The 17257-nt window shown below is 71.0% G+C and carries 18 protein-coding genes and 1 pseudogene; 8 read left to right on the top strand and 11 right to left on the bottom strand.

Features of this window, described 5'->3' with window-relative positions; translation table 11 throughout:
* Window positions 1-111: 111 nt before the first annotated feature.
* The 5 genes and pseudogenes from KVT44_RS30215 to KVT44_RS30195 form a co-directional block, all read right to left on the bottom strand.
* Window positions 112-339 (bottom strand): annotated as a pseudogene (locus KVT44_RS30215) (KR domain-containing protein); the annotation flags it as partial.
* 120 nt (window positions 340-459) lie between these two features.
* Entirely contained in the window at window positions 460-1221 is a 762-nt protein-coding gene (locus tag KVT44_RS30210; RefSeq protein ID WP_217570036.1) for an SDR family oxidoreductase, read from the bottom strand.
* A gap of 109 nt (window positions 1222-1330) precedes the next feature.
* Complete coding sequence (locus KVT44_RS30205; RefSeq protein ID WP_217570034.1) at window positions 1331-1804, bottom strand: VOC family protein; 474 nt, start codon at window positions 1802-1804, stop codon at window positions 1331-1333.
* 25 nt (window positions 1805-1829) lie between these two features.
* Entirely contained in the window at window positions 1830-2339 is a 510-nt protein-coding gene (locus tag KVT44_RS30200) for a dirigent protein (protein ID WP_217570032.1), read from the bottom strand.
* Between the two features lie 123 nt (window positions 2340-2462).
* Entirely contained in the window at window positions 2463-3059 is a 597-nt protein-coding gene (locus tag KVT44_RS30195; RefSeq protein WP_217570030.1) for a TetR/AcrR family transcriptional regulator, read from the bottom strand.
* 203 nt (window positions 3060-3262) lie between these two features.
* On the opposite strand from KVT44_RS30195, the gene KVT44_RS30190 reads away from it, so the two are divergent.
* On the top strand, window positions 3263-3856 hold the full coding sequence (locus tag KVT44_RS30190) for an ATP-binding protein (RefSeq protein WP_254650057.1): 594 nt from the start codon (window positions 3263-3265) through the stop codon (window positions 3854-3856).
* A 25-nt stretch (window positions 3857-3881) separates the two neighbouring features.
* On the opposite strand, the gene KVT44_RS30185 is transcribed toward KVT44_RS30190, so the two are convergent.
* Window positions 3882-4445, bottom strand: coding sequence for an ABATE domain-containing protein (locus tag KVT44_RS30185; protein WP_217570028.1), 564 nt, complete (start codon window positions 4443-4445; stop codon window positions 3882-3884).
* Window positions 4446-4562: 117 nt separating this feature from the next.
* Here KVT44_RS30185 and KVT44_RS30180 point away from each other — a divergent pair, with 117 nt between their 5' ends.
* From KVT44_RS30180 to KVT44_RS30170, 3 genes are all read left to right on the top strand, one after another.
* Entirely contained in the window at window positions 4563-4748 is a 186-nt protein-coding gene (locus KVT44_RS30180) for a hypothetical protein (RefSeq protein ID WP_075031728.1), read from the top strand.
* 193 nt (window positions 4749-4941) lie between these two features.
* The gene (locus KVT44_RS30175) at window positions 4942-5493 is read left to right on the top strand and encodes a hypothetical protein (RefSeq protein WP_217570026.1); all 552 of its coding nucleotides are present in this window, start codon (window positions 4942-4944) and stop codon (window positions 5491-5493) included.
* A 235-nt stretch (window positions 5494-5728) separates the two neighbouring features.
* On the top strand, window positions 5729-6817 hold the full coding sequence (locus tag KVT44_RS30170) for a chitinase (protein WP_217570024.1): 1089 nt from the start codon (window positions 5729-5731) through the stop codon (window positions 6815-6817).
* Window positions 6818-6941: 124 nt separating this feature from the next.
* Here KVT44_RS30170 and KVT44_RS30165 read toward each other — a convergent pair whose 3' ends face one another.
* Entirely contained in the window at window positions 6942-7277 is a 336-nt protein-coding gene (locus tag KVT44_RS30165; RefSeq protein ID WP_217570022.1) for a hypothetical protein, read from the bottom strand.
* A 269-nt stretch (window positions 7278-7546) separates the two neighbouring features.
* Here KVT44_RS30165 and KVT44_RS30160 point away from each other — a divergent pair, with 269 nt between their 5' ends.
* Entirely contained in the window at window positions 7547-8014 is a 468-nt protein-coding gene (locus KVT44_RS30160) for a DUF5990 family protein (protein ID WP_254650056.1), read from the top strand.
* Between the two features lie 57 nt (window positions 8015-8071).
* Here the strand turns inward: KVT44_RS30160 and tatA are convergent, their stop codons facing one another.
* Window positions 8072-8326: a Sec-independent protein translocase subunit TatA gene (gene tatA, locus KVT44_RS30155; protein WP_217570020.1), complete on the bottom strand. Its 255-nt coding sequence runs from the start codon at window positions 8324-8326 to the stop codon at window positions 8072-8074.
* 78 nt (window positions 8327-8404) lie between these two features.
* Between tatA and KVT44_RS30150 the strand changes: the two genes are divergently transcribed.
* Window positions 8405-9928, top strand: a complete 1524-nt coding sequence (locus tag KVT44_RS30150; protein ID WP_217570018.1) for an LCP family protein — start codon at window positions 8405-8407, stop codon at window positions 9926-9928.
* A gap of 283 nt (window positions 9929-10211) precedes the next feature.
* Here KVT44_RS30150 and mgtA read toward each other — a convergent pair whose 3' ends face one another.
* From mgtA to KVT44_RS30135, 3 genes are all read right to left on the bottom strand, one after another.
* Window positions 10212-12929, bottom strand: a complete 2718-nt coding sequence (mgtA, locus tag KVT44_RS30145; RefSeq protein ID WP_217570016.1) for a magnesium-translocating P-type ATPase — start codon at window positions 12927-12929, stop codon at window positions 10212-10214.
* The gene (locus KVT44_RS30140; RefSeq protein ID WP_099921578.1) at window positions 12922-13284 is read right to left on the bottom strand and encodes a metalloregulator ArsR/SmtB family transcription factor; all 363 of its coding nucleotides are present in this window, start codon (window positions 13282-13284) and stop codon (window positions 12922-12924) included. The genes mgtA and KVT44_RS30140 overlap by 8 nt, the downstream gene beginning before the upstream one ends.
* 103 nt (window positions 13285-13387) lie before the next feature.
* Window positions 13388-15148 carry an LCP family protein gene (locus KVT44_RS30135; RefSeq protein ID WP_217570014.1) on the bottom strand — a complete coding sequence of 587 codons (1761 nt, stop codon included), beginning with the start codon at window positions 15146-15148 and terminating at the stop codon, window positions 13388-13390.
* 282 nt (window positions 15149-15430) lie between these two features.
* Between KVT44_RS30135 and KVT44_RS30130 the strand changes: the two genes are divergently transcribed.
* Together KVT44_RS30130 and KVT44_RS30125 are read left to right on the top strand one after the other, a co-directional pair.
* Window positions 15431-16498, top strand: coding sequence for a permease (locus KVT44_RS30130; RefSeq protein ID WP_190172611.1), 1068 nt, complete (start codon window positions 15431-15433; stop codon window positions 16496-16498).
* Window positions 16495-17244: a TIGR03943 family protein gene (locus KVT44_RS30125; protein ID WP_217570012.1), complete on the top strand. Its 750-nt coding sequence runs from the start codon at window positions 16495-16497 to the stop codon at window positions 17242-17244. Before KVT44_RS30130 ends, KVT44_RS30125 begins: the two co-directional genes overlap by 4 nt.
* The last annotated feature ends 13 nt before the right edge of the window (window positions 17245-17257 follow it).

Raw genomic sequence — 17257 nt, 5'->3', positions numbered from 1 at the left:
CGGACCGGCGGTCGAACGGCCCGGCCACGAGTCTCTTCCGCCCCGACACCCCGGCTCATCAGGGAACGCCCCTGAGTAAACCCTGACCACACCCCAACAACTGACTATGGGTCAGGAGTGGTCGAGGCCGTCGACCACCTCGGCCGCGACGGTGTCGCCGATCGGCGTGGTGGGGCGGCCGACCAGGCGGCACAACTCCCCACCCGTGAAGCCCAGTTCACCCTTGGCGAAGGACGCGTCGGCGTCCGCCATGATCCTGGCGTACAGCTCGGGCATCCCCGCGCCGACCTCGTGGCCTTCGCCGGTGAGCACCGCCACGGCGTCGGCCGCGTAGTCGGCGGCCGGGACCTTCTCCAGCAGTCCCTCGACGACCAGACGGCCGAGATGCCCGGAGGCTCCGGTGACGACAAAGCTCACGATGAGGACAACTCCTGAACGGCAACTGGCCCCGGGTGGTTCTCAGTTCGGGAGAAGTTGCTGGCCGCCGTCGATGTCGTACGTCGCGCCCGTGAGCGCGTCGTTGCACATGATGTGTACGGCGAGAGCGGCGACGTCGGCCGGGCCCACCACCCGTCGGATGGGAAGCGTGGTCCGCAGTTCCTCGCGCCGGGCATCGAGCCGGTCCCCGAGCAGCGAGGCCGACAGGGGGGTGTCGACGAATCCGGCGGCGATGAGATTCACCCGGACCGGCGCCATCTCGAGCGCCAGGTTGGCGACGAGGGCGGGCAGAGCCGCGGTGGCGGCCGACGCTACGGCCATGCCGACACCGGGGCGTCGGCCGCCGGTGCCGCCGATGAACAGCAGGGTGCCACCGGCGCGGATCTTGTCACGGCTGTAGAGGGCGACCCCGAGGGCCAGGGCGATGCGCTCGTCGAAGGCGCGGCGGGCGTCGGCGAGGTCCATGCTCTCCAACGGCATGTAGTAGGGGCCGCCTGCTGTGACCAGTACATGGTCGACCGGTCCGGGCAGATCCTGGAAGAACCGCTGGAGGCGGTCGGTGTCGGTGGCGTCGAACGCGGCCGTGCCGACGGGTTCCAGCTCCAGCGCGGCCTGCCGCAGCCGTTCGGGGTTGCGGCCGACCAGGACCAACCGGCCGCCGTCCGCACGTACCTGGCGGGCGGCCTCGAGTCCGATTCCCGCGCCGGCGCCGATGACCACGACCGTCCGGTCGGCGAGGTCGGACCGGCGGTGGGTGCCGGGAACGCCGGGTGCGGCGGTCATGACGAGGCGCCGTCGTCGAGAACGGTCGTGCCATGGCTGTGGCCATGGTCGCTGTCTGTCATCCCTGCCTCCGGATATCAGCCTGGTCTACGGTCGCGGGCACGCGGTGTCAGCGGCCTGGGGCCCGCTTCCTCACCTCCTGGAGCACCCAGCCGTTGCCGTCCGGGTCGCTGAAGGTGGCGTAGGAGCCGTAGTCGGCACGGTCGGGGTGCGGGCCGGGCACCCGTTCCGCCTCCCCGCCCTGGTGGGTGACCCCCTGGGCGCCATGGCCGTGCTGGAAGATCCCTCCGGCGTCGTGGAACACCTCGCTCATCTCGACGCCTCGGCCGCTGAGCTCCGCGTGGGCCTTCTCGACGTCCGGGACGATGAGGTACAGGCCCCGGACCGAACCGGGCTCGGCGGAGGTGACCCCCTTGCCGAAGATAATGGCGCATTCGGAGCCGGGCGGCGTGAACTGCACCACCCGGTAGTCGTCATTGGCGGCGTGGTCGGCGTCCATCCGGAATCCCGCCGCCTCGTAGAAACTCCTGGCCCGGTCGACGTCGGAGACGGGCAACACGATGACTTCGAGTTTCAGGTCCATGCGGATGTCTTTCTTCTCGACGGAGTCAGGTTCCTGATGGGGCGTCAAGGGTGATGTGGAAGGTGAGGTTCCGTACCGTCTTCCCGGCGGGGACGGTGTGGACGTAGCCCCGAGCCGAACTGAAGGCACCCGAACCGCCGGTGACGGCGATGTCGATGGAGGGGGCCGGCGGCAGGTGGAGCAGCGCCTGCGAGGTGATCTGCCCCTGCGGCAGAGCGAAGGTGCCGACGCACTGGAGCTCGTCCGGATCGAGGTGGACATGGACGCACACCACGCTGTGGTCGCCGATCTTCCGGCCGTCGCGGTACAGGTCCTCGGCGATGACGAGCTCGTCACCCCGGCTGAGCCCCTTCTTGCCCAGGTCGAGGGATTCGGTCTGGGTCTGTTTGGCGACCAACTGGAACACCTGCGTGCGCTGTTGAGTGTCCGGTCGGCTGTACGGGGTTGACGTCGCGGCCGACACCGGCGGGGCGACGACGAGGGCGGCGGCCAGGCCCGCGACCGCACTCAGGCAGCGCTGACTGATCCTGCGCATGGTGGGTCTCCCACAGGGGGCGGAGATGTGCCCTTCATTCCCAACGTACCGGTTCGTACGTCCCCTCGCGCGACGTCGCCCACGGCGTCTCCCCCAGCGGGGCGCGCAGCGGGGCGGCGTTCGCTACGTGACTCGCCAGCCGGGTTCGAGGCGGTCGAGGAGGACGCGGAAGGCCGCGTCGGCCTCGTCCCAGTCCCCGTCGACCACGGGTCCGACGATCAGGCCGAAGCACGCGTCGACCAGGAGGACGGCCTCCGTGCGCGCTCGCGCCTCGGGCAGGCCCATGTCGCGGAAGACGGAGGTGAGCAGGGCCGTCCACTCGGCGAGCGTGTCGCGCATGACGGGGCCGTACCGGTCGGGGTGGAGCAGACCGGTGACCATGATCTCGAGATAGAGGGGGAGCGCGGCACGCAGGTCGGGGTCGGCGAACTGCCGCCAGACCTCCTCCATGAAGCGGCGGACCCACGCCGGGTCCCTGGGAGCGTCGACGGCGCCGAGCAGGCTCCGGGTGCGCAGGAGCGGTCGCCGCTCGTCCAGGGCGAGCGCCTGGGCGACCATGCGTTCCTTGGTGCCGAAGTAGTACAGGAGCATGCGGTCGCTGGTGTCCAGGGCCCGGGCCAGCGGGCGGAGGGACAGGTCAGCCACGCCATTGCGGATCATGTACTCGCGGACCTGGTCCAGCAGGGCGCGTCGTTTGGCCGGGTCGGGCGGGCGCGGCATGGAGGCCCCCAGTGCGGTCGGAGGTGCGATGTCCGATTAATTGCTTTCGCTGAGGTATTTACTGTAGCGCCCGCTACGCGTATATTTGAAATGTAGCGAGTGCTACGTGAATGCGGGGCCCGACATGCCCGGCCCGGTCACCGACGCAGCTCCGCCGCCGCGGCAGCCATGGCCGCCGACGCTTCAGAAGGGACTGATTCTCCATGGCCTTCCAGGCCATCGGCCTCACCGCGACCCCGCACAGGGGACTCGTTGCCCGGCTTTGCCGCCGCCGACAGGAAGAGTCGGGGCGGAAGGCCGCACTCACCTCGTGGTTCGCCCGGCACCAGGCTCTCTGGTCGCGCACGCTGGCACCCGTACGCCCCTTTGACGCGCCTCGCGGCCGTGCCACCGACTGGGACGCCTCCTGGCCCCTGCCGCGGGAGCTGACCTCGGTCCGCCAGGGCCGACGCCTGGTGACCGCACAACTGGGCGACTGGGGTCTGCAGGACCTGGCCGACACGGCCGAGCTCCTGGTCAGCGAACTGGTCACCAACGCCCTGTGCCACACGCGCGGCCCGCTGCGGCTCAACCTGCAGGTGCGCGACTCCCGACTGCGGTGCGAGGTCGAGGACACCGACCCCACCGGGCCCGTACGGCGTGTCGTCGACGCCGACGCGGAAGGCGGGCGCGGCATCGACCTGCTCGATCTGCTCGCCGAGGCCTGGGGCAGCACCAGTACCGCCACCGGCAAGACCATGTGGTTCCAACTGCCGGCGAAGGCATCCTCGCCGCAGGAGTCACCCGCCCGCGACTGAGCCGGTGCGCGGCGCCGGCCGTCGATCAGGCGGTCGCGACCGCCCGCGTCTCCCTCTTACGGGCGCGGTAGGCCGCGGCCTTGATCTTGTTGCCGCAGGACTCCATGCCGCACCACTGCCGACGCATGCCTCGCGAGCGGTCGATGTAGATCCGGGTGCACTCCGGGTTGCCGCACTCCTTGAGCAGCGACACATCCGGTCCGCCCAGCAGCTCGACGGCGAGCCGCGCCACGGTCGACAGCGCTTCCTCCGGGGTCGCCGCCGTCCACCGGCCCGCCGGGGTGAGCTGCGGTGTCGCCGCGGCGTTCCGGGCCGCGGCGTTCAGCACGGCCAGGGCCTCGTCGTCGTACGCCTCGCCCAGCCGGCGCGCGGTGACCAGCGCGTAGACGGCCTCCCGCACCGCCGTCGCCCGCCCGACGTCGGAGTCCTGGCTCCCAGAGACGGAGTCGACGACTCCGGACTCCAGGTACCAGGCGTCGAGGCGGTCCGGCGAGGCGAGCATCTCGAACCGTAGCGAGCGGCGGGCGCGGAGTGTCGCGGCGAAGTCGAGGGCCGGGTTCCCGCAGACGAAGACGTGATCCAGATTCACATCACCATCTTGACAGGTGATGCGCGAGGCCGGAACATCTGGGCATCATCACCAGTTGAGTAGGTGACTGGTCGATGTCGCCGACCGGGGTGCACCTACCGAAGCGAGGTACGCGAGATGACACAGACGGAGCGGACGGAGACGGCCCCCGACGCCGCGGAGGCGGCACGCCGGGCGCGGTTCGGCACGCTGCCGGAGCGCGTTCGGGTCGAGGACACGATCGAGGAGCGGCCCGCCACGGTGCCCGACCCGGCGCGAGACGCGTACAGCGCGGACGAGTGGCTCGTCCGTTACTGCCTGTGAACAGGAAGGAGTCCGGGATGACGACCAGAACACCGCAGGCCCTCAGAGCCCTGACAGCGATCGTGGCGGTGCTCGTGATCGGCTTCGGCTGCTTCACGCAGGTCTTCTGACAACGCAAGATTCCCCCTGGCCTCGCGCGCGCCGCGCGAGCGGTGATCCGTTACGCTGACCGCCGCTGACCTCAGGGGGACACATGTTCGGCAAGCGGCTGCTGGTGGCCGGAGCGACCGCGGTTCTCATAGCCGGGCTGGGCGCCTGCGGGGGCGGGGACGGGGGCAGCGCACGCGGCGCGGACCCGGGAGCCGTGACCGATGCCGGTCAGGGCAGTACGGGCACCGTCCAGGAGGCTCCGCCGAGCCCGGACACCGTCTCCGGACGCAAGGACTCGGTCCGCCACCTCGCCGCGAAGACCACCAGGGCCACCCGCCCGCACCTGGTCAGGAAGTGCGCGTCCGCCACCAGGCAGGTCAGGCACACGCAGCGCACGGGCACGGGCACGCACCGGACGACCCGCACCTGGTACACCACAGAGCGGTACCAGAGCTGCAAGAAGGTCCGCAGCGGCACCGAGACGTACACCCGGACCCTTCGGTCGCAGCGGTGGTGCGTGAGCCTGGACGACGTCGACGGCGACACCGCCAGGGACGACGTCTGGTACCAGGTCACCCGGGCCACCTACGACGAAGCCCATGGCGCGGACGAGCACGCCCGTATGGAATTCACCCCGACCGGCACCGGCTGCTGAACAACACTCGCCGCGCGACTCTCCCGGGGAACAGCCCGGTTCCGAGAGCGACTGCGCCATGTTTTGAACAGTTAACTGTAAAGAACCTTGACAGACAATTGGTCTAGTCCAACCATGGTCCCTGTTCGCCCTTGGTCATGGAGAGCTCTCCGGCGTGTACCGACCGGTGGACATCGCACGAACCTTTCCGGATTCCCGCTGTCCCACCTGCTCTTCCTTCACCATGGGAGAGTCCATGAGACGATCTGGGCCACTTCGCGCGCTGCTGTCCGGCGCCACCGCGACCACTCTCGCAGCCGGGCTGGCCGCGCTCGGCGGAGGCGGCGCGCTCGCCGCGGAGCGGGCACCCGCGCATGCCGCGCGGCACATGCCCGCGCATGTGGCGGCGCCGTACTTCGAGGCGTGGACGGGCGAGAGCCCCGCCGCGCTCGCCGCCGAGTCGGGCAACAAGTACCTCACGATGGCCTTTCTCCAGACGGCCGCGGCGGGCTCGTGCACCGCGTACTGGAACGGCGCCTCCACCCAGCCGATCGCCAAGGCGACCTTCGGCGAGGACATCGCCGCGATCCAGGCGCGCGGCGGCAACGTCATCCCGTCCTTCGGCGGCTACAGCGCCGACACCACCAACACCGAACTGGCCGACAGCTGCACCGACGTCGACGCCATCGCCTCGGTCTACGAAAGCCTCGTCACGACCTACGGCGTCACCCGGATCGACCTCGACATCGAGGCCGACTCCATCAACAACACCGCCGGGATCGACCGCCGCAACAAGGCCATCGCCAAGGTGGAGCGCTGGGCCGAACGGACCGGCCGCAGCGTGCAGTTCTCCTACACTCTGCCGACCACCGCCACCGGCCTCGCACCCAACGGCGTGGCGCTGCTGCGAAACGCCGTCGACAACGGCGCGCGCGTGGACGTCGTCAACATCATGACGTTCGACTACTGGGACGGCGCCACCCACGACATGGCGGCCGACACCAAGACCGCCGCCTCCGGGCTGCACGACCAACTCGCCGCGCTCTACCCGAAGAAGAGCCCGGCGAAGCTCTGGCACATGATCGGCGTCACCGAGATGCCCGGCATCGACGACTACGGCCCGGAGGAGACCTTCACCCCGCAGGACGCGGTGAAGGTGGAGAACTGGGCGGTGGCCAAGGGCATCGACACGCTCTCGTTCTGGGCCCTCCAGCGCGACAACGGCGGTTGCGTGGGCACGGCCGGCGCCAACTCCTGCTCCGGCATCGCCCAGGACACCTGGACCTTCAGCCACATCTTCGAGCCGTTCGCGCGGGGCATCCGCGTCGGCACCGGCATCGGCTAGGAGCCCGTCCCGTCCTCCACGGCGTCTCGCCCCGCGCGAAACCCCCAGGTCGGGAACCTGGGGGTACGTCGATTCGCGGCCAGTGGGCTGACGGCGCGCCAGAAACGCGCAGCGCGCGGAGACTTCAGTGAGTGACCTTGGCGCAGGTGAGCGTCGTCTTCCCGTGGGCCGTCTTGACGACGAACTTGCTTCCGCTCAGACCGTCGACGTCGAACCTTCCCGTGTGGTCCGTCGAGACGGTGCCCGTGCTGGAGCCCGAGAAGGTCACCCTGGCGCCACCGGGGAATCCCACACCCCACAGGTGGTACTTGCCGTTCGACTCTCTTTCGACATTGCAGGTCGCGCGGGGCGCGGCGCCCGGCGCGGTGGCGGGCGACGCGTGGGCGGCGACCGCGGGGCCCAGCGCGAGTGCGGGGACGACCACGAACGTGAGTGCTGCGAGACGGCGTGTCCGGTTCATCTTTCCACCTCTCTCGGGTGCTACCAGTGCGGCCGGTGGGGGCCGGTGGGGCGCGACGGCTCCGTCACCCGTGACATCGGTCGCACAGGACACCGATGGGGAGGCCTCGCTCCGCCACGCCGTGCGCGCATCACCCCATCTGGGCAGTACGCCCCGCTCGTTCAGCGGGGCGCCCCATGAGATGCGAGGCCGTTTTTCATCGTATCGTCCCCTTTGTCGCATGGCAGCTCGTGGAGAACCGTCGCCGGAATGGCGGGATGATGGTCGGCATGCGCATCCGTATCGACGCCGTCGACCTGCCCGGCCGCACCTGCCCGGCCCCCGTCGGCAGCGGTGCGCCGACGTACGACAACATCCACGTGGCCGTACAACGCCGGGACCATCCGGCCGAACTCCTCGAACCGCAGCCCGGCGACGCCGCGTCCGCGACCTGGACCCTGGAGTGCACCGCGCTCGCCTCGCCGACCGGCACGGACGTCAAAGGGCCCTACGTGCAGGACCGTCTGGGCCGCCGGTTCATCTATCTGTCGTGGGGCACGGTCGACGAGTCGGGCGTCTTCAGCATGTTCCGGCGCGCCAAGCTCATGCTCGACGTCGTCCCCGCCGAGGTGCTCGCCGCCGCCGCGCGTGAGGGCCTGCTGGTCGGACGTCTCGGCCTGACCGACGCTCACGGCAATCCCCTGTGCGCGCGGGTCGAACCCCCGCACATCACGTGGACCGCCGAGTCCGCCTCGTAGACACCCGGGGCTCGGACCTCGGCCGCCCAGGCCGGAGGGCGGGCCTGTTGAGGACCCTCAGCGGGTCGTGGTGCCCTCGTCGGCCGGGCGGGCCGACGCGGCCTCGGGCGCGCTCTCGGACCGGGGCGCGGCGGAGGGCACGGCGGAGGGTGTGGTGCCGTCGTGCTTCATGGCGCCGGCCTCGCTCTTGAGGATGCGCATCGACTTGCCCAGCGCGCGAGCGGTGTCGGGCAGTTTCTTCGAGCCGAACAGCACGATGATCACGATCGCCACGATCAGCAGGTGCCAGGGTTCCAGTCCGTTGCGGAGCATCCCGCCCACCTCTTCCCTTCACTGTTGCTACGTTGCGCAACTTTACAACCATCGGGCGGGGCCGAGCGTCCCCTACGTATGAGTCGGACGGATGAGAGCACACGTGTGACGACCAGTGACCGGGCGCGACCGCCGCGCCGCAGACGGGGCCCTCTGCGGATCGCCCTCATCGTGGCCCTGTCCGTTCTCCTGCTCGGCACGGCCGGACTCGGCTGGATCTATCTGAAGCTGAACGGCAACATCGACACCTTCGGCGCCGACGGTCTCTCCAAGGACCGGCCTGCCAGTTCGACGAAGGGCGAGAACGTCCTCGTCATCGGCTCGGACGCGCGCACGGACGGAAACAGCGCGCTGGGCGGCGGCGACAAGGGCGACATCGGCCGCTCCGACACCGCGTTCCTGCTGCACGTCTACGCCGACCACCGGCACGCCGTCGCCGTCTCGATCCCTCGCGACACACTGGTCACCCTCCCCCCGTGCAAGCTTCCGGACGGGAAGTGGACCAGGACGCGGCCGAACACGATGTTCAACGAGGCGTACTCCGTGGGGCAGACGGCCAAGGGCAACCCGGCCTGCACCCAGAACACGGTCGAGAAGCTGACCGGCCTGCGCGTCGATCACACCGTCGTCATCGACTTCAAGGGCTTCGCGGCACTGACGCGGGTCGTCGGCGGGGTGAAGGTGTGCCTCCCGCAGGACGTGTACGAGAAGGATCTCAACCCCAACCGCGCCACCCGGGGCGGGCTGCTCTTCAGGAAGGGTGAGCAGAACCTCTCCGGGCAGCGGGCGCTGGACTACGTCCGCATCCGGCACGGCATCGGCGACGGCTCCGACATAGGCCGCATCAAACGCCAACAGGCCTTCGTCGCCAGCCTGGTGAAGAAGGTGAAGAGCGACGGGCTCACCCCCACCGGACTGCTGCCGCTCGCCGACGCCGCGACGAAGTCGCTGACCGTCGACCCGGGGCTGGGAACGGCGAAGCGGCTGATCTCGTTCGCGATGTCCCTGAAGAACATCGACCTCCACGACACCAAGTTCGCCACCATCCCCTGGCGGTACCAGGGGGAGCGGGTCGCGATCGTCCAGCCGGACGCCGATCAGCTGTGGGCCGCGCTCAAGGCCGACCGCACCCTCGACGGCACCGACACCGGTGGCAAGAAGGGCGAGCAGGGCGGGCGGACCGCCACCGCGGCCACCTCGCCCAGCACCGCCGCGGAGGTGTCGGGGGACGGTATCGACGTCGCCGTCTACAACGGCACCACCACCCGCGGCCTGGCCTCGCGCGCCGCGACGGCCCTCACCGAGCACGGCTTCACCGTCACCCGTACCGCGAACGCCGTCGACCGGGACCGCGCCGACACGGTGATCGAGTACGGCGCGGGCCTGCGGACCCGGGCCGAGACGGTCGCCCGGCTCTTTCCCGGCGCCGAACTGAACTCCGTGCCGGGCGCGGGCGTCGACGTCGTCCTGGGCCGGAGCTACGCCGCCAAGGGCAGCACGTCGGCCTCACCCGCGTCCACGCCCACCGCCCTCCCCACTTCGGTGGCGCGTGACGCGCGCTCCGCCGACGACGACGTGTGCTCCAACCTGTCCTACGGATAGACCGCGTCTGCCGGAGACGGAGTGGTCGCGGACGAAGGGGTGCCGGACGAAGGAGTGGGGGGTGAAGGAGTGGCGGGTGAAGGAGTGGCACGCGGAGGGGCGACGTGCGAAGGGGTGGCCTGCGGAGTGTTGGCCGCCCGCACGATGACGTAGAGGGCCAGGGCGAGGACCAACAGAGTGAGCCACCGCCACCGCGTCCAGGATGCGGCCATGTCCCGCCTTCTCTCTTCCGCCCGTTCACCGGTGCGCCGAGGCGAATCCTGGAGGGAAGAGTAAGCCCACGTCACCCTCCGTCGTGGATGCGCTCGCCGCGCGCCCCTTGATCACTGTGGGAGATCCCGCCGTCGTACGCGGAGCGACGGCGTTCGTAGCGTGACCGTGCGGCCACCAGCCCCACCGCGTACAGGCCGAGGACCGCGGCGAGCAGCAGGTAGTAGAGGGCGGGCAGTGCGGTCATGCCCAGCGGCGGGCCGAGCGGGGAGAGCGGCAGCGCGAGGCCGGCGGCGGTGAGGGCGGTCGCGCCCCAGCCGACGGGACCCGGTTTCCGCCGGCCCTCGGTGCCCCGGCGGCCGAGCCGCAGCAGGAGCATCACCAGGGCCTGGGTGAGCAGGTTCTCGGTGAACCAGCCGGAATGGAACACGGACTCGTCGTTCGCCGTCCCCGGCCCGTGCACGGCGAGCGCGAGGACGCCGAAGGTCGCGAGGTCGGCGACGGCGTTCAGCAGGCCGAAGCCGGTGATGAAGCCCAGCAGGTCGCGCGAGCGCAGCACGGTGGGGCGCTTCAGGGTGCCCGGCGCGGGGCGGTCGTAGGCGAAGGCGAGCTGGGCCGCGTCGAAGCACATGTTCTGCACGAGGACCTGCGTCGGCAGCATCGGCAGGAAGGGCAGCAGGATGCCCGCCGCGAGCATCGCGATCACGTTGCCGAGGTTGGAGGAGAGGGTGACCCGCAGATAGGTGCCGATGTTGCCGCTGGAGTAGCGGCCCGCGGTGATCGCGTGCGAGATCGCGGTGAGGTCCTTGTCGGCCAGCACCACGTCGGCGCTCTCCCGGGCCAGGTCCGTGGCGTCGCGCGGGCAGATCCCGACGTCCGCGGCGTGCAGCGCGGGCAGGTCGTTGACGCCGTCGCCGAGGTAGCCGGTGGTGTGTCCACGTTCGCGCAGTGCGACGGTGATACGCGCCTTGTGTTCGGGCGTGCAGCGGGCGAAGACGGTGGTGCGGTCGGCGAGTTCGCCGAGTTCGGTGTCCGTGAGACCCTCGAGGTCGGCGGCGGTGCGTACCTCCCCGGGGTCGAGGCCCAGGTCGCGGCAGGCGCGGGCGGCCGTGCCCGGATGGTCCCCGGTCAGCACCCGTACGGCGACGCCCCGGTCGACGAGCACCCGCAGCGCGTCGGCCGCGCTCGGCACCAGCGCGTCCCGCAGCGTGACGAATCCCTCGAAGGTCAGGCCGCGTTCGTCGGCCGGGGTGTAGTCGCGGTGGCGGGCGGGGCGTACGGCGGTGGCGACCGCCAGGACGCGCAGCCCGTCGTCCGTCAGCTCGTGGGCGCGGGCGAGCAGCCGTGTGCGCTCCTCCGGATCCAGCGCACAGCGCTCCAGTACGGCTTCGGCGGCGCCCTTGACCAGGAGGGTGTGGGAGCCGAGGGTGCCGGGGGTGCGTACGACGGCGGTGGTGAGGCGGCGTACGGGATCGAAGGGCAGCGCCGCGATCCCGTCGTACGCCGTCAGGTCGTCCTCGTCGGCCGTGTGCAGGAGCGCCTCGTCAAGGGCGTCGGGCGCCGGCAGGTCGGCGAGTTGCAGTGTCCACCAGGCGGCCGCGGCCGCCCGGCGCAGTACCTCGGGCGCGTCCTCGCCGTCCGCGTCCAGCGCGCGCTCGACGACCGGCCGGTCCTGGGTGAGGGTGCCGGTCTTGTCCACGCAGAGCACGTCGACGGCGCCGAGGTCGTGGAGCGCGGGCAGCCGCTTCACGATCACTCCGTGCGTACGGGCCAGCAGTGACGCCCCGCGGGCCAGGCAGGTCGTGATGATGACCGGCAGCATCTCCGGGGTCATCCCGACCGCCACCGCGACGGCGAACGGCAGGGTCTCCAGGCCCCGCCCGCGCAGGGCCGCGCCCGCCATCAGGACCAGCGGCGGGGTGAGCAGCATGAACCGGATGAGGATCCAGGAGATGCCGTGCACGGACCGGTCGAAGGCGCTCGCCTCCCGCCGTCCCGGGTCCCGGTGGCCCTCGGCGAACCGCGTGTGCGCGCCGGTCGCCACGACCACGGCGGTGCCGCTGCCGGAGGCGACACTGCTGCCCTGGAAGCACAGCTGCGGCTGCTCGAACAGCTCACCCGCCGTGGTGCCCGGCGCGTCGACCGGGTACTTGGCGACCGGCGCCGACTCTCCGGTGAGCGCCGCCTGGTACACGGTCAGCCCACCGGCCCGCAGCAGCCGTACGTCGGCGGGGACCAGGTCGCCCGGACCGAGCCGGATCACATCCCCCGGCACCAGCTGGTCGACCGGGAGGTCACGGTCGGCGGGTACCGCGTCCGCGTCGGTCCTGCGCAGCACGGTGGCGGTGCTGGCGACCAGGTCGCGCAGCGCCGCCATCGAACGGTCGGCCCGGTGCTCACCGGACGACCGCAGCACACAACTGACCACCACCAGTACGGTGATCACGCTCGCGGTGCCCCAGGAGGCCACGAGCGCCGAGACCAGGCCGAGGCAGAGCAGTACGGCGGTGAACGGATCCCGCAGACTGCGCAGGAACCGCTCGAACCAGGGAACGGGCCGCCGGGCGGGCAGGATGTTCTCCCCGAACCGGGCGAGGCGTTCGTCGGCCTGCGTCTGCGTCAGCCCCCGCGGACCGCTGTCCAGCCGCCGGAGCAGTTGGAGCGCGGTCGGCTCGTCGTGTTCCTCCCCGCCCGAAGTTTCTTGAAGGACCCGGGGTTTCTCCGCCGCCGGGCCGTCCGCGCAGGCGGGGCGCTCGGCGCCCCCTCCCGCCGTCGCGGACGTCTCAGCCACCGATCCCGCGCAGCCTGCGTACGGGTGCCGATGCCTCCTCGGCGCGTGCGGCCAGCTGTCCGACCATCACGCGCACCACGGTCACGACGTCGGGATCGTCGACGTAGTAGACCTGTCGGCGGCCTTCGCGCCGGGAGCGGACGAGGCCCGCGAGCTTCAGCTTCGACAGGTGCTGGCTGACGGCGGGCAGGGCGCCGCCGACACGCTCCGCGAGGTGCGTCACGTCGCTCTCGCCCTGCGCGAGGGCCCACATGATGTGCAGCCGGGGCGAGGAGGCCAGCAGTCCGAACGCGGCGGCCGCGTCCGCCAGCACCTCGGCGGTCGGATCGTCGAAGCCACCGGCGTATGCCGTCACAGTCTCTTCTCCCGTCCCGCCCCGGGCATCCGTGCCCGCGTCCGCGCCGACCCAGTTTAGGCGTCCGCCCCCAGGGCGCCGCCGCGGAACCGGCAGCTCCCGCTCACGGTGCCGAGTCCTTGGTTCCGGTGGCCGCTCGGTAGGCCTGGGTGGGGGTCATGGCGACGCCGTTGAGACTGACCGTCTTGTACGGGCTGACCTTGGCGCAGGTTTTTGACTGGTCGGCGGTCTCGGCGTGGGCGTTGGCGGTGGCGGCCTTGGTGTCGGCCGGGGCGGCGGGGGCGGGGTAGGCGGTGCCGCTGGTCCAGTCGGTGCCGATGACCAGGGTCAGGCCGGTGCCGGTGGCGTCGCTCTGCTTGAGGTGGGAGGACGGCAGGCCCAGGGCCTTGGCGGCGGTCTGGGCCTCGGCCTTGTGCCCGCTGCCGTAGGTGAGGGTGGTCGTGGACGTGGTGCCGGCGGCGTTGCCGGTGGTGGTGCCGGAACTGAAGCCCTTGTCGAGCAGGGCGGTGGCGACGGCCGAGGCCCGGCCGGTGACGGTGGTGCCGTTCTCCACGGTGACCGCGATCTGCGCGGCGGGGACCGCGGAGGCGGAGGCCGTGGCTTTGGCTGTCGCGGAGGCCGCGGCGGTCTTGTCGCCTGACGAGTTGGTCAGGGACTGGTCGTTCGCGATGGTGGCGAACAGGCTCTGGGCCGTGGCGGCGGGCACGAGCCGGTTGCTGTCGCCCGGGTCCGGCGCCGTCTGCATGGTGGTGAAGGTGATGCGCTTCGCCGGGACCTTGTCCACGTCGGCGGCGAGCCCGATCAGCTTTCTGATGCTGCCCAGGCCGGTGTCGACGGTGAGGGCCTTGGTCGCGGCGTCGGCCAGGCGGTAGACCGCGGTGGGGTCGGTGAGGGTGCCGGCGCTCTTGAACTTGCGGATCATCGAGCTGAGGAAAAGGTGCTGGGAGTAGGTGCGCCCCAGGTCGCTGCCGTCGCCGAAGCCGTGTCGGGAGCGGACGAACTCCAGGGCCGCCACGCCCTTGAGGGTGTGCGTGCCCTGAGCGAGTTTCAGGTGTGAGTAGGTGTCGTAGACGTCCTTGTCCACGCAGGCCGACACCCCGCCCACCGCGTCGGACATCTTCACCACGCCGGAGAAGTCGAGCTTGACGAAGTGGTCGATGGGGATGCCGGTGAGCCGGTGGACGGTGGCCACCTGGCAGGCCGGCCCGTACTGCAGGGCGCTGTTGACCATGCCGGTGTAGCCGTTCGTAGAGACGCCGGTCTCGGTGTCCTTGCAGGCGGGGACGGTGGTCACGGTGTCGCGGGGGATGCTCATCACGGTGGCGTTGGAGCGGTCGGCGGATATGTGCATCACCATCTCCACGTCCGCGTTGGCCCCGGTCTGCACACCGGTCTGTGAACAGCCGCCGCCGAGCTTGCAGTCGCTCGCGTTGGTACGGCCGTCGCTGCCCACCACCAGGAGGTTGATCGGGGTCCTGCCGAAGGCGTCGGCCTTCTCCTTGCCCGCGCTGTCGCCCGAGCCGTCGGTCAACGGGACGCTGTGGAGATTGCCGTTCAGATGCTCGTAGAACCACCACCCCACCCCCGCGGTGGCCAGGACCAGCACCGACAGCGATATCGCGGCCGTCCGCAGGACCCGCCTGCCCCGGCCCACGGGCCGGGCCCGGCGCCCCGCGCCGACCTTGGGACGCGCACGGGACCCCGTCCGGGAGGACGCGGAACGGGAGGGCGCGGAACGGGAGGGCGCATGACCGGAGGTCGCGGAACCCGAGGTCGCGGGACCGGAGGTGTGGCGCTGCCGGGGCACCCCGCGTGCGTGGCTGCGTGTGGCGTTGCCGGCGGGGGCGTCCCCAGGGTCAGTCATGTTCGCACTCCCACGAAACGGTCGGGCCGTTCAGGCATACGTCAGGCGTTGCGGGGACGCCTCACTTGCACAGTTGCGCAATATAACAACCCGGCCCGAGACCCGGCGCGGCTCCCACCCACCACCCCTAGAGAGGGCTCCGGACGCGGGGACGTTCCGACATCCGGAGTCGCCGGTTGTCTCAGCGGTCCCGACTCATGACCGAGATGTGGTGAAGTCGTGGTGAGCGGTGGGGCCCGGGCCCGCTATGTTCGGTGCGATCATCCGAGATTCGGAGCTGGCGTGCAGAAGACAGACGAACGGGCCGTAGGGGCGGACGAACCGTCCACGGGGGCGGAGGCGGACGTCGCCGTCGCGGTCCCCGCGACGGGGGCGAGTGCCAGAGGTCCCCGGCGCGACTGGCCCCGCCACTGGCCCCTTCTGCTCGGAGCGTGCGCGCTGTCCGGGCCCGCGTTCTACGTCCTCAGCCGGTGGATGGAACAACCTGCCATGCAGGCCTGGCGGACCGTCGCTCTCGCCGTCACCGTGCAGGCACTGCCGTTCCTGCTGCTCGGCACGGCGCTGTCCGGCGCGATCAACGCGTTCGTGCCGGCCCGGGTGTTCACCCGGGTGCTGCCCCGGCGGCCCGTGCTCGCCGTCCCGGTCGCCGGAGTCGCCGGAGTCGTCCTGCCCGGCTGCGAATGCGCGTCGGTGCCGGTCGCCAACAGCCTGATCGGCCGGGGTGTCACCCCGGCTGCCGCGTTCGCGTTCCTGCTCTCGGCGCCCGCCATCAACCCGGTCGTGCTGACGGCCACCGCCATCGCCTTCCCCGGCCATCCCGAGATGGTCCTGGCCCGGCTGCTCGCCTCGCTCGCCACCGCCGCCGTGATGGGCTGGCTGTGGCTCTTCCTGGGCCGCGACACATGGCTCAAGCCTGTCGTACGGCACACCGGGCACCAGCCCGAGCAGAGCCGCCTGCGGGAGTTCCGGCGCGGCTTCCAGCACGACTTCCTGCACGCGGGCGGCTTCCTGGTCCTCGGGGCGATGGCGGCGGCGACGTTCAACGTGGCGGTCCCGCGCACCGTGCTCGACGCGTTCTCCGGCTCTCCCTGGCTGTCGGTGCTGTTCCTGGCCGCGCTCGCCATCCTGCTCGCGGTGTGCTCCGAGGCCGACGCGTTCGTCGCGGCCTCGCTCACCGGCTTCTCGCCCGTCGCCCGGCTGGCGTTCATGGTCGTCGGACCGATGGTCGACCTGAAACTGATCGCCCTTCAGGCGGGCACCTTCGGCCGGGCCTTCGCGGTCCGTTTCTCCACGGCCACGACGGTCGTCGCGATCCTGTGCAGCGCGCTCATCGGAGGAGTCCTGCTGTGAAACGCCCCCTCCAGGTGACCCTGCTCGTCCTCAGCGGCCTCGGCCTGCTGCACGCCTCGCTCTTCACCGACCTGAGCCTCAGGTTCGTCAAGGAGGGGATGCGTCCGATGCTGGTCGCGTCGGGGGTGCTGCTGCTCGTGCTGGGCGTGGCGGAGGCGTGGTCGAGCCAGAAGCCGGGCAGCGGCGACACCGCCGACAGTCACGGTCAAGACCAAGACCAAGACCACGACCACGACCACTCCACCGTGCCCCGTATCGCCTGGCTGCTGTTCCTCCCCGCGCTGAGTCTGCTCTTCTACGCCCCGCCGGCCCTCGGCGCGTACACCGCCGCGCGCGAGGCGCCCAAGGCCGTCACGGAGCAGAGGTACTTCGATCCGCTGCCCACGACCTCGCCGATCCCGCTGACGCTCACCCAGTTCACCAGCCGGGTGCAGCAGGACCACAAGCGGGACATCGGGGGCCGTAGCGTCCGGATGACCGGTTTCGTCACACCCGACAAGGGGGCCGACGGCTGGTACCTGACCAGGATCATCTTCACCTGCTGCGCGGCGGACGCCCAGTCCGTGAAGGTGCGGATCCACGGGGCGGCGGCGCTGCCCGCCGACACCTGGGTGACCGTCACCGGGACGTGGCACCCCGGCGGGACGCTGGGCACGAGTTCCGCCCCGGCCGCGCTGGACGCCCGTACCGTCAAGAAGGTCGCCAAGCCGGTGAACGCGTACACGGACGCCCTCCCGCTGTTCTAGGCCGGCCGTCCCG

It is taken from the genome of Streptomyces sp. GbtcB7, from assembly GCF_019091445.1.
GTDB lineage: Bacteria > Actinomycetota > Actinomycetes > Streptomycetales > Streptomycetaceae > Streptomyces > Streptomyces mirabilis.
Note: the sequence above shows the minus strand (reverse complement) of the source record. Positions and strands in the feature narration are given on the sequence as shown.

Excerpts from the sequence above, each read along its gene's own strand:
- KVT44_RS30180 (WP_075031728.1), top strand. The coding sequence starts at position 4,563 with ATGACACAGACGGAGCGGACGGAGACGGCCCCCGACGCCGCGGAGGCG.
- KVT44_RS30200 (WP_217570032.1), bottom strand. The coding sequence starts at position 2,339 with ATGCGCAGGATCAGTCAGCGCTGCCTGAGTGCGGTCGCGGGCCTGGCC.
- KVT44_RS30135 (WP_217570014.1), bottom strand. The coding sequence starts at position 15,148 with ATGACTGACCCTGGGGACGCCCCCGCCGGCAACGCCACACGCAGCCAC.
- tatA (WP_217570020.1), bottom strand. The coding sequence starts at position 8,326 with ATGCTCCGCAACGGACTGGAACCCTGGCACCTGCTGATCGTGGCGATC.
- KVT44_RS30150 (WP_217570018.1), top strand. The coding sequence starts at position 8,405 with ATGAGTCGGACGGATGAGAGCACACGTGTGACGACCAGTGACCGGGCG.
- KVT44_RS30165 (WP_217570022.1), bottom strand. The coding sequence starts at position 7,277 with ATGAACCGGACACGCCGTCTCGCAGCACTCACGTTCGTGGTCGTCCCC.
- KVT44_RS30190 (WP_254650057.1), top strand. The coding sequence starts at position 3,263 with ATGGCCTTCCAGGCCATCGGCCTCACCGCGACCCCGCACAGGGGACTC.
- KVT44_RS30160 (WP_254650056.1), top strand. The coding sequence starts at position 7,547 with ATGCGCATCCGTATCGACGCCGTCGACCTGCCCGGCCGCACCTGCCCG.
- KVT44_RS30210 (WP_217570036.1), bottom strand. The coding sequence starts at position 1,221 with ATGACCGCCGCACCCGGCGTTCCCGGCACCCACCGCCGGTCCGACCTC.
- KVT44_RS30195 (WP_217570030.1), bottom strand. The coding sequence starts at position 3,059 with ATGCCGCGCCCGCCCGACCCGGCCAAACGACGCGCCCTGCTGGACCAG.
- KVT44_RS30175 (WP_217570026.1), top strand. The coding sequence starts at position 4,942 with ATGTTCGGCAAGCGGCTGCTGGTGGCCGGAGCGACCGCGGTTCTCATA.
- KVT44_RS30170 (WP_217570024.1), top strand. The coding sequence starts at position 5,729 with ATGAGACGATCTGGGCCACTTCGCGCGCTGCTGTCCGGCGCCACCGCG.
- KVT44_RS30205 (WP_217570034.1), bottom strand. The coding sequence starts at position 1,804 with ATGGACCTGAAACTCGAAGTCATCGTGTTGCCCGTCTCCGACGTCGAC.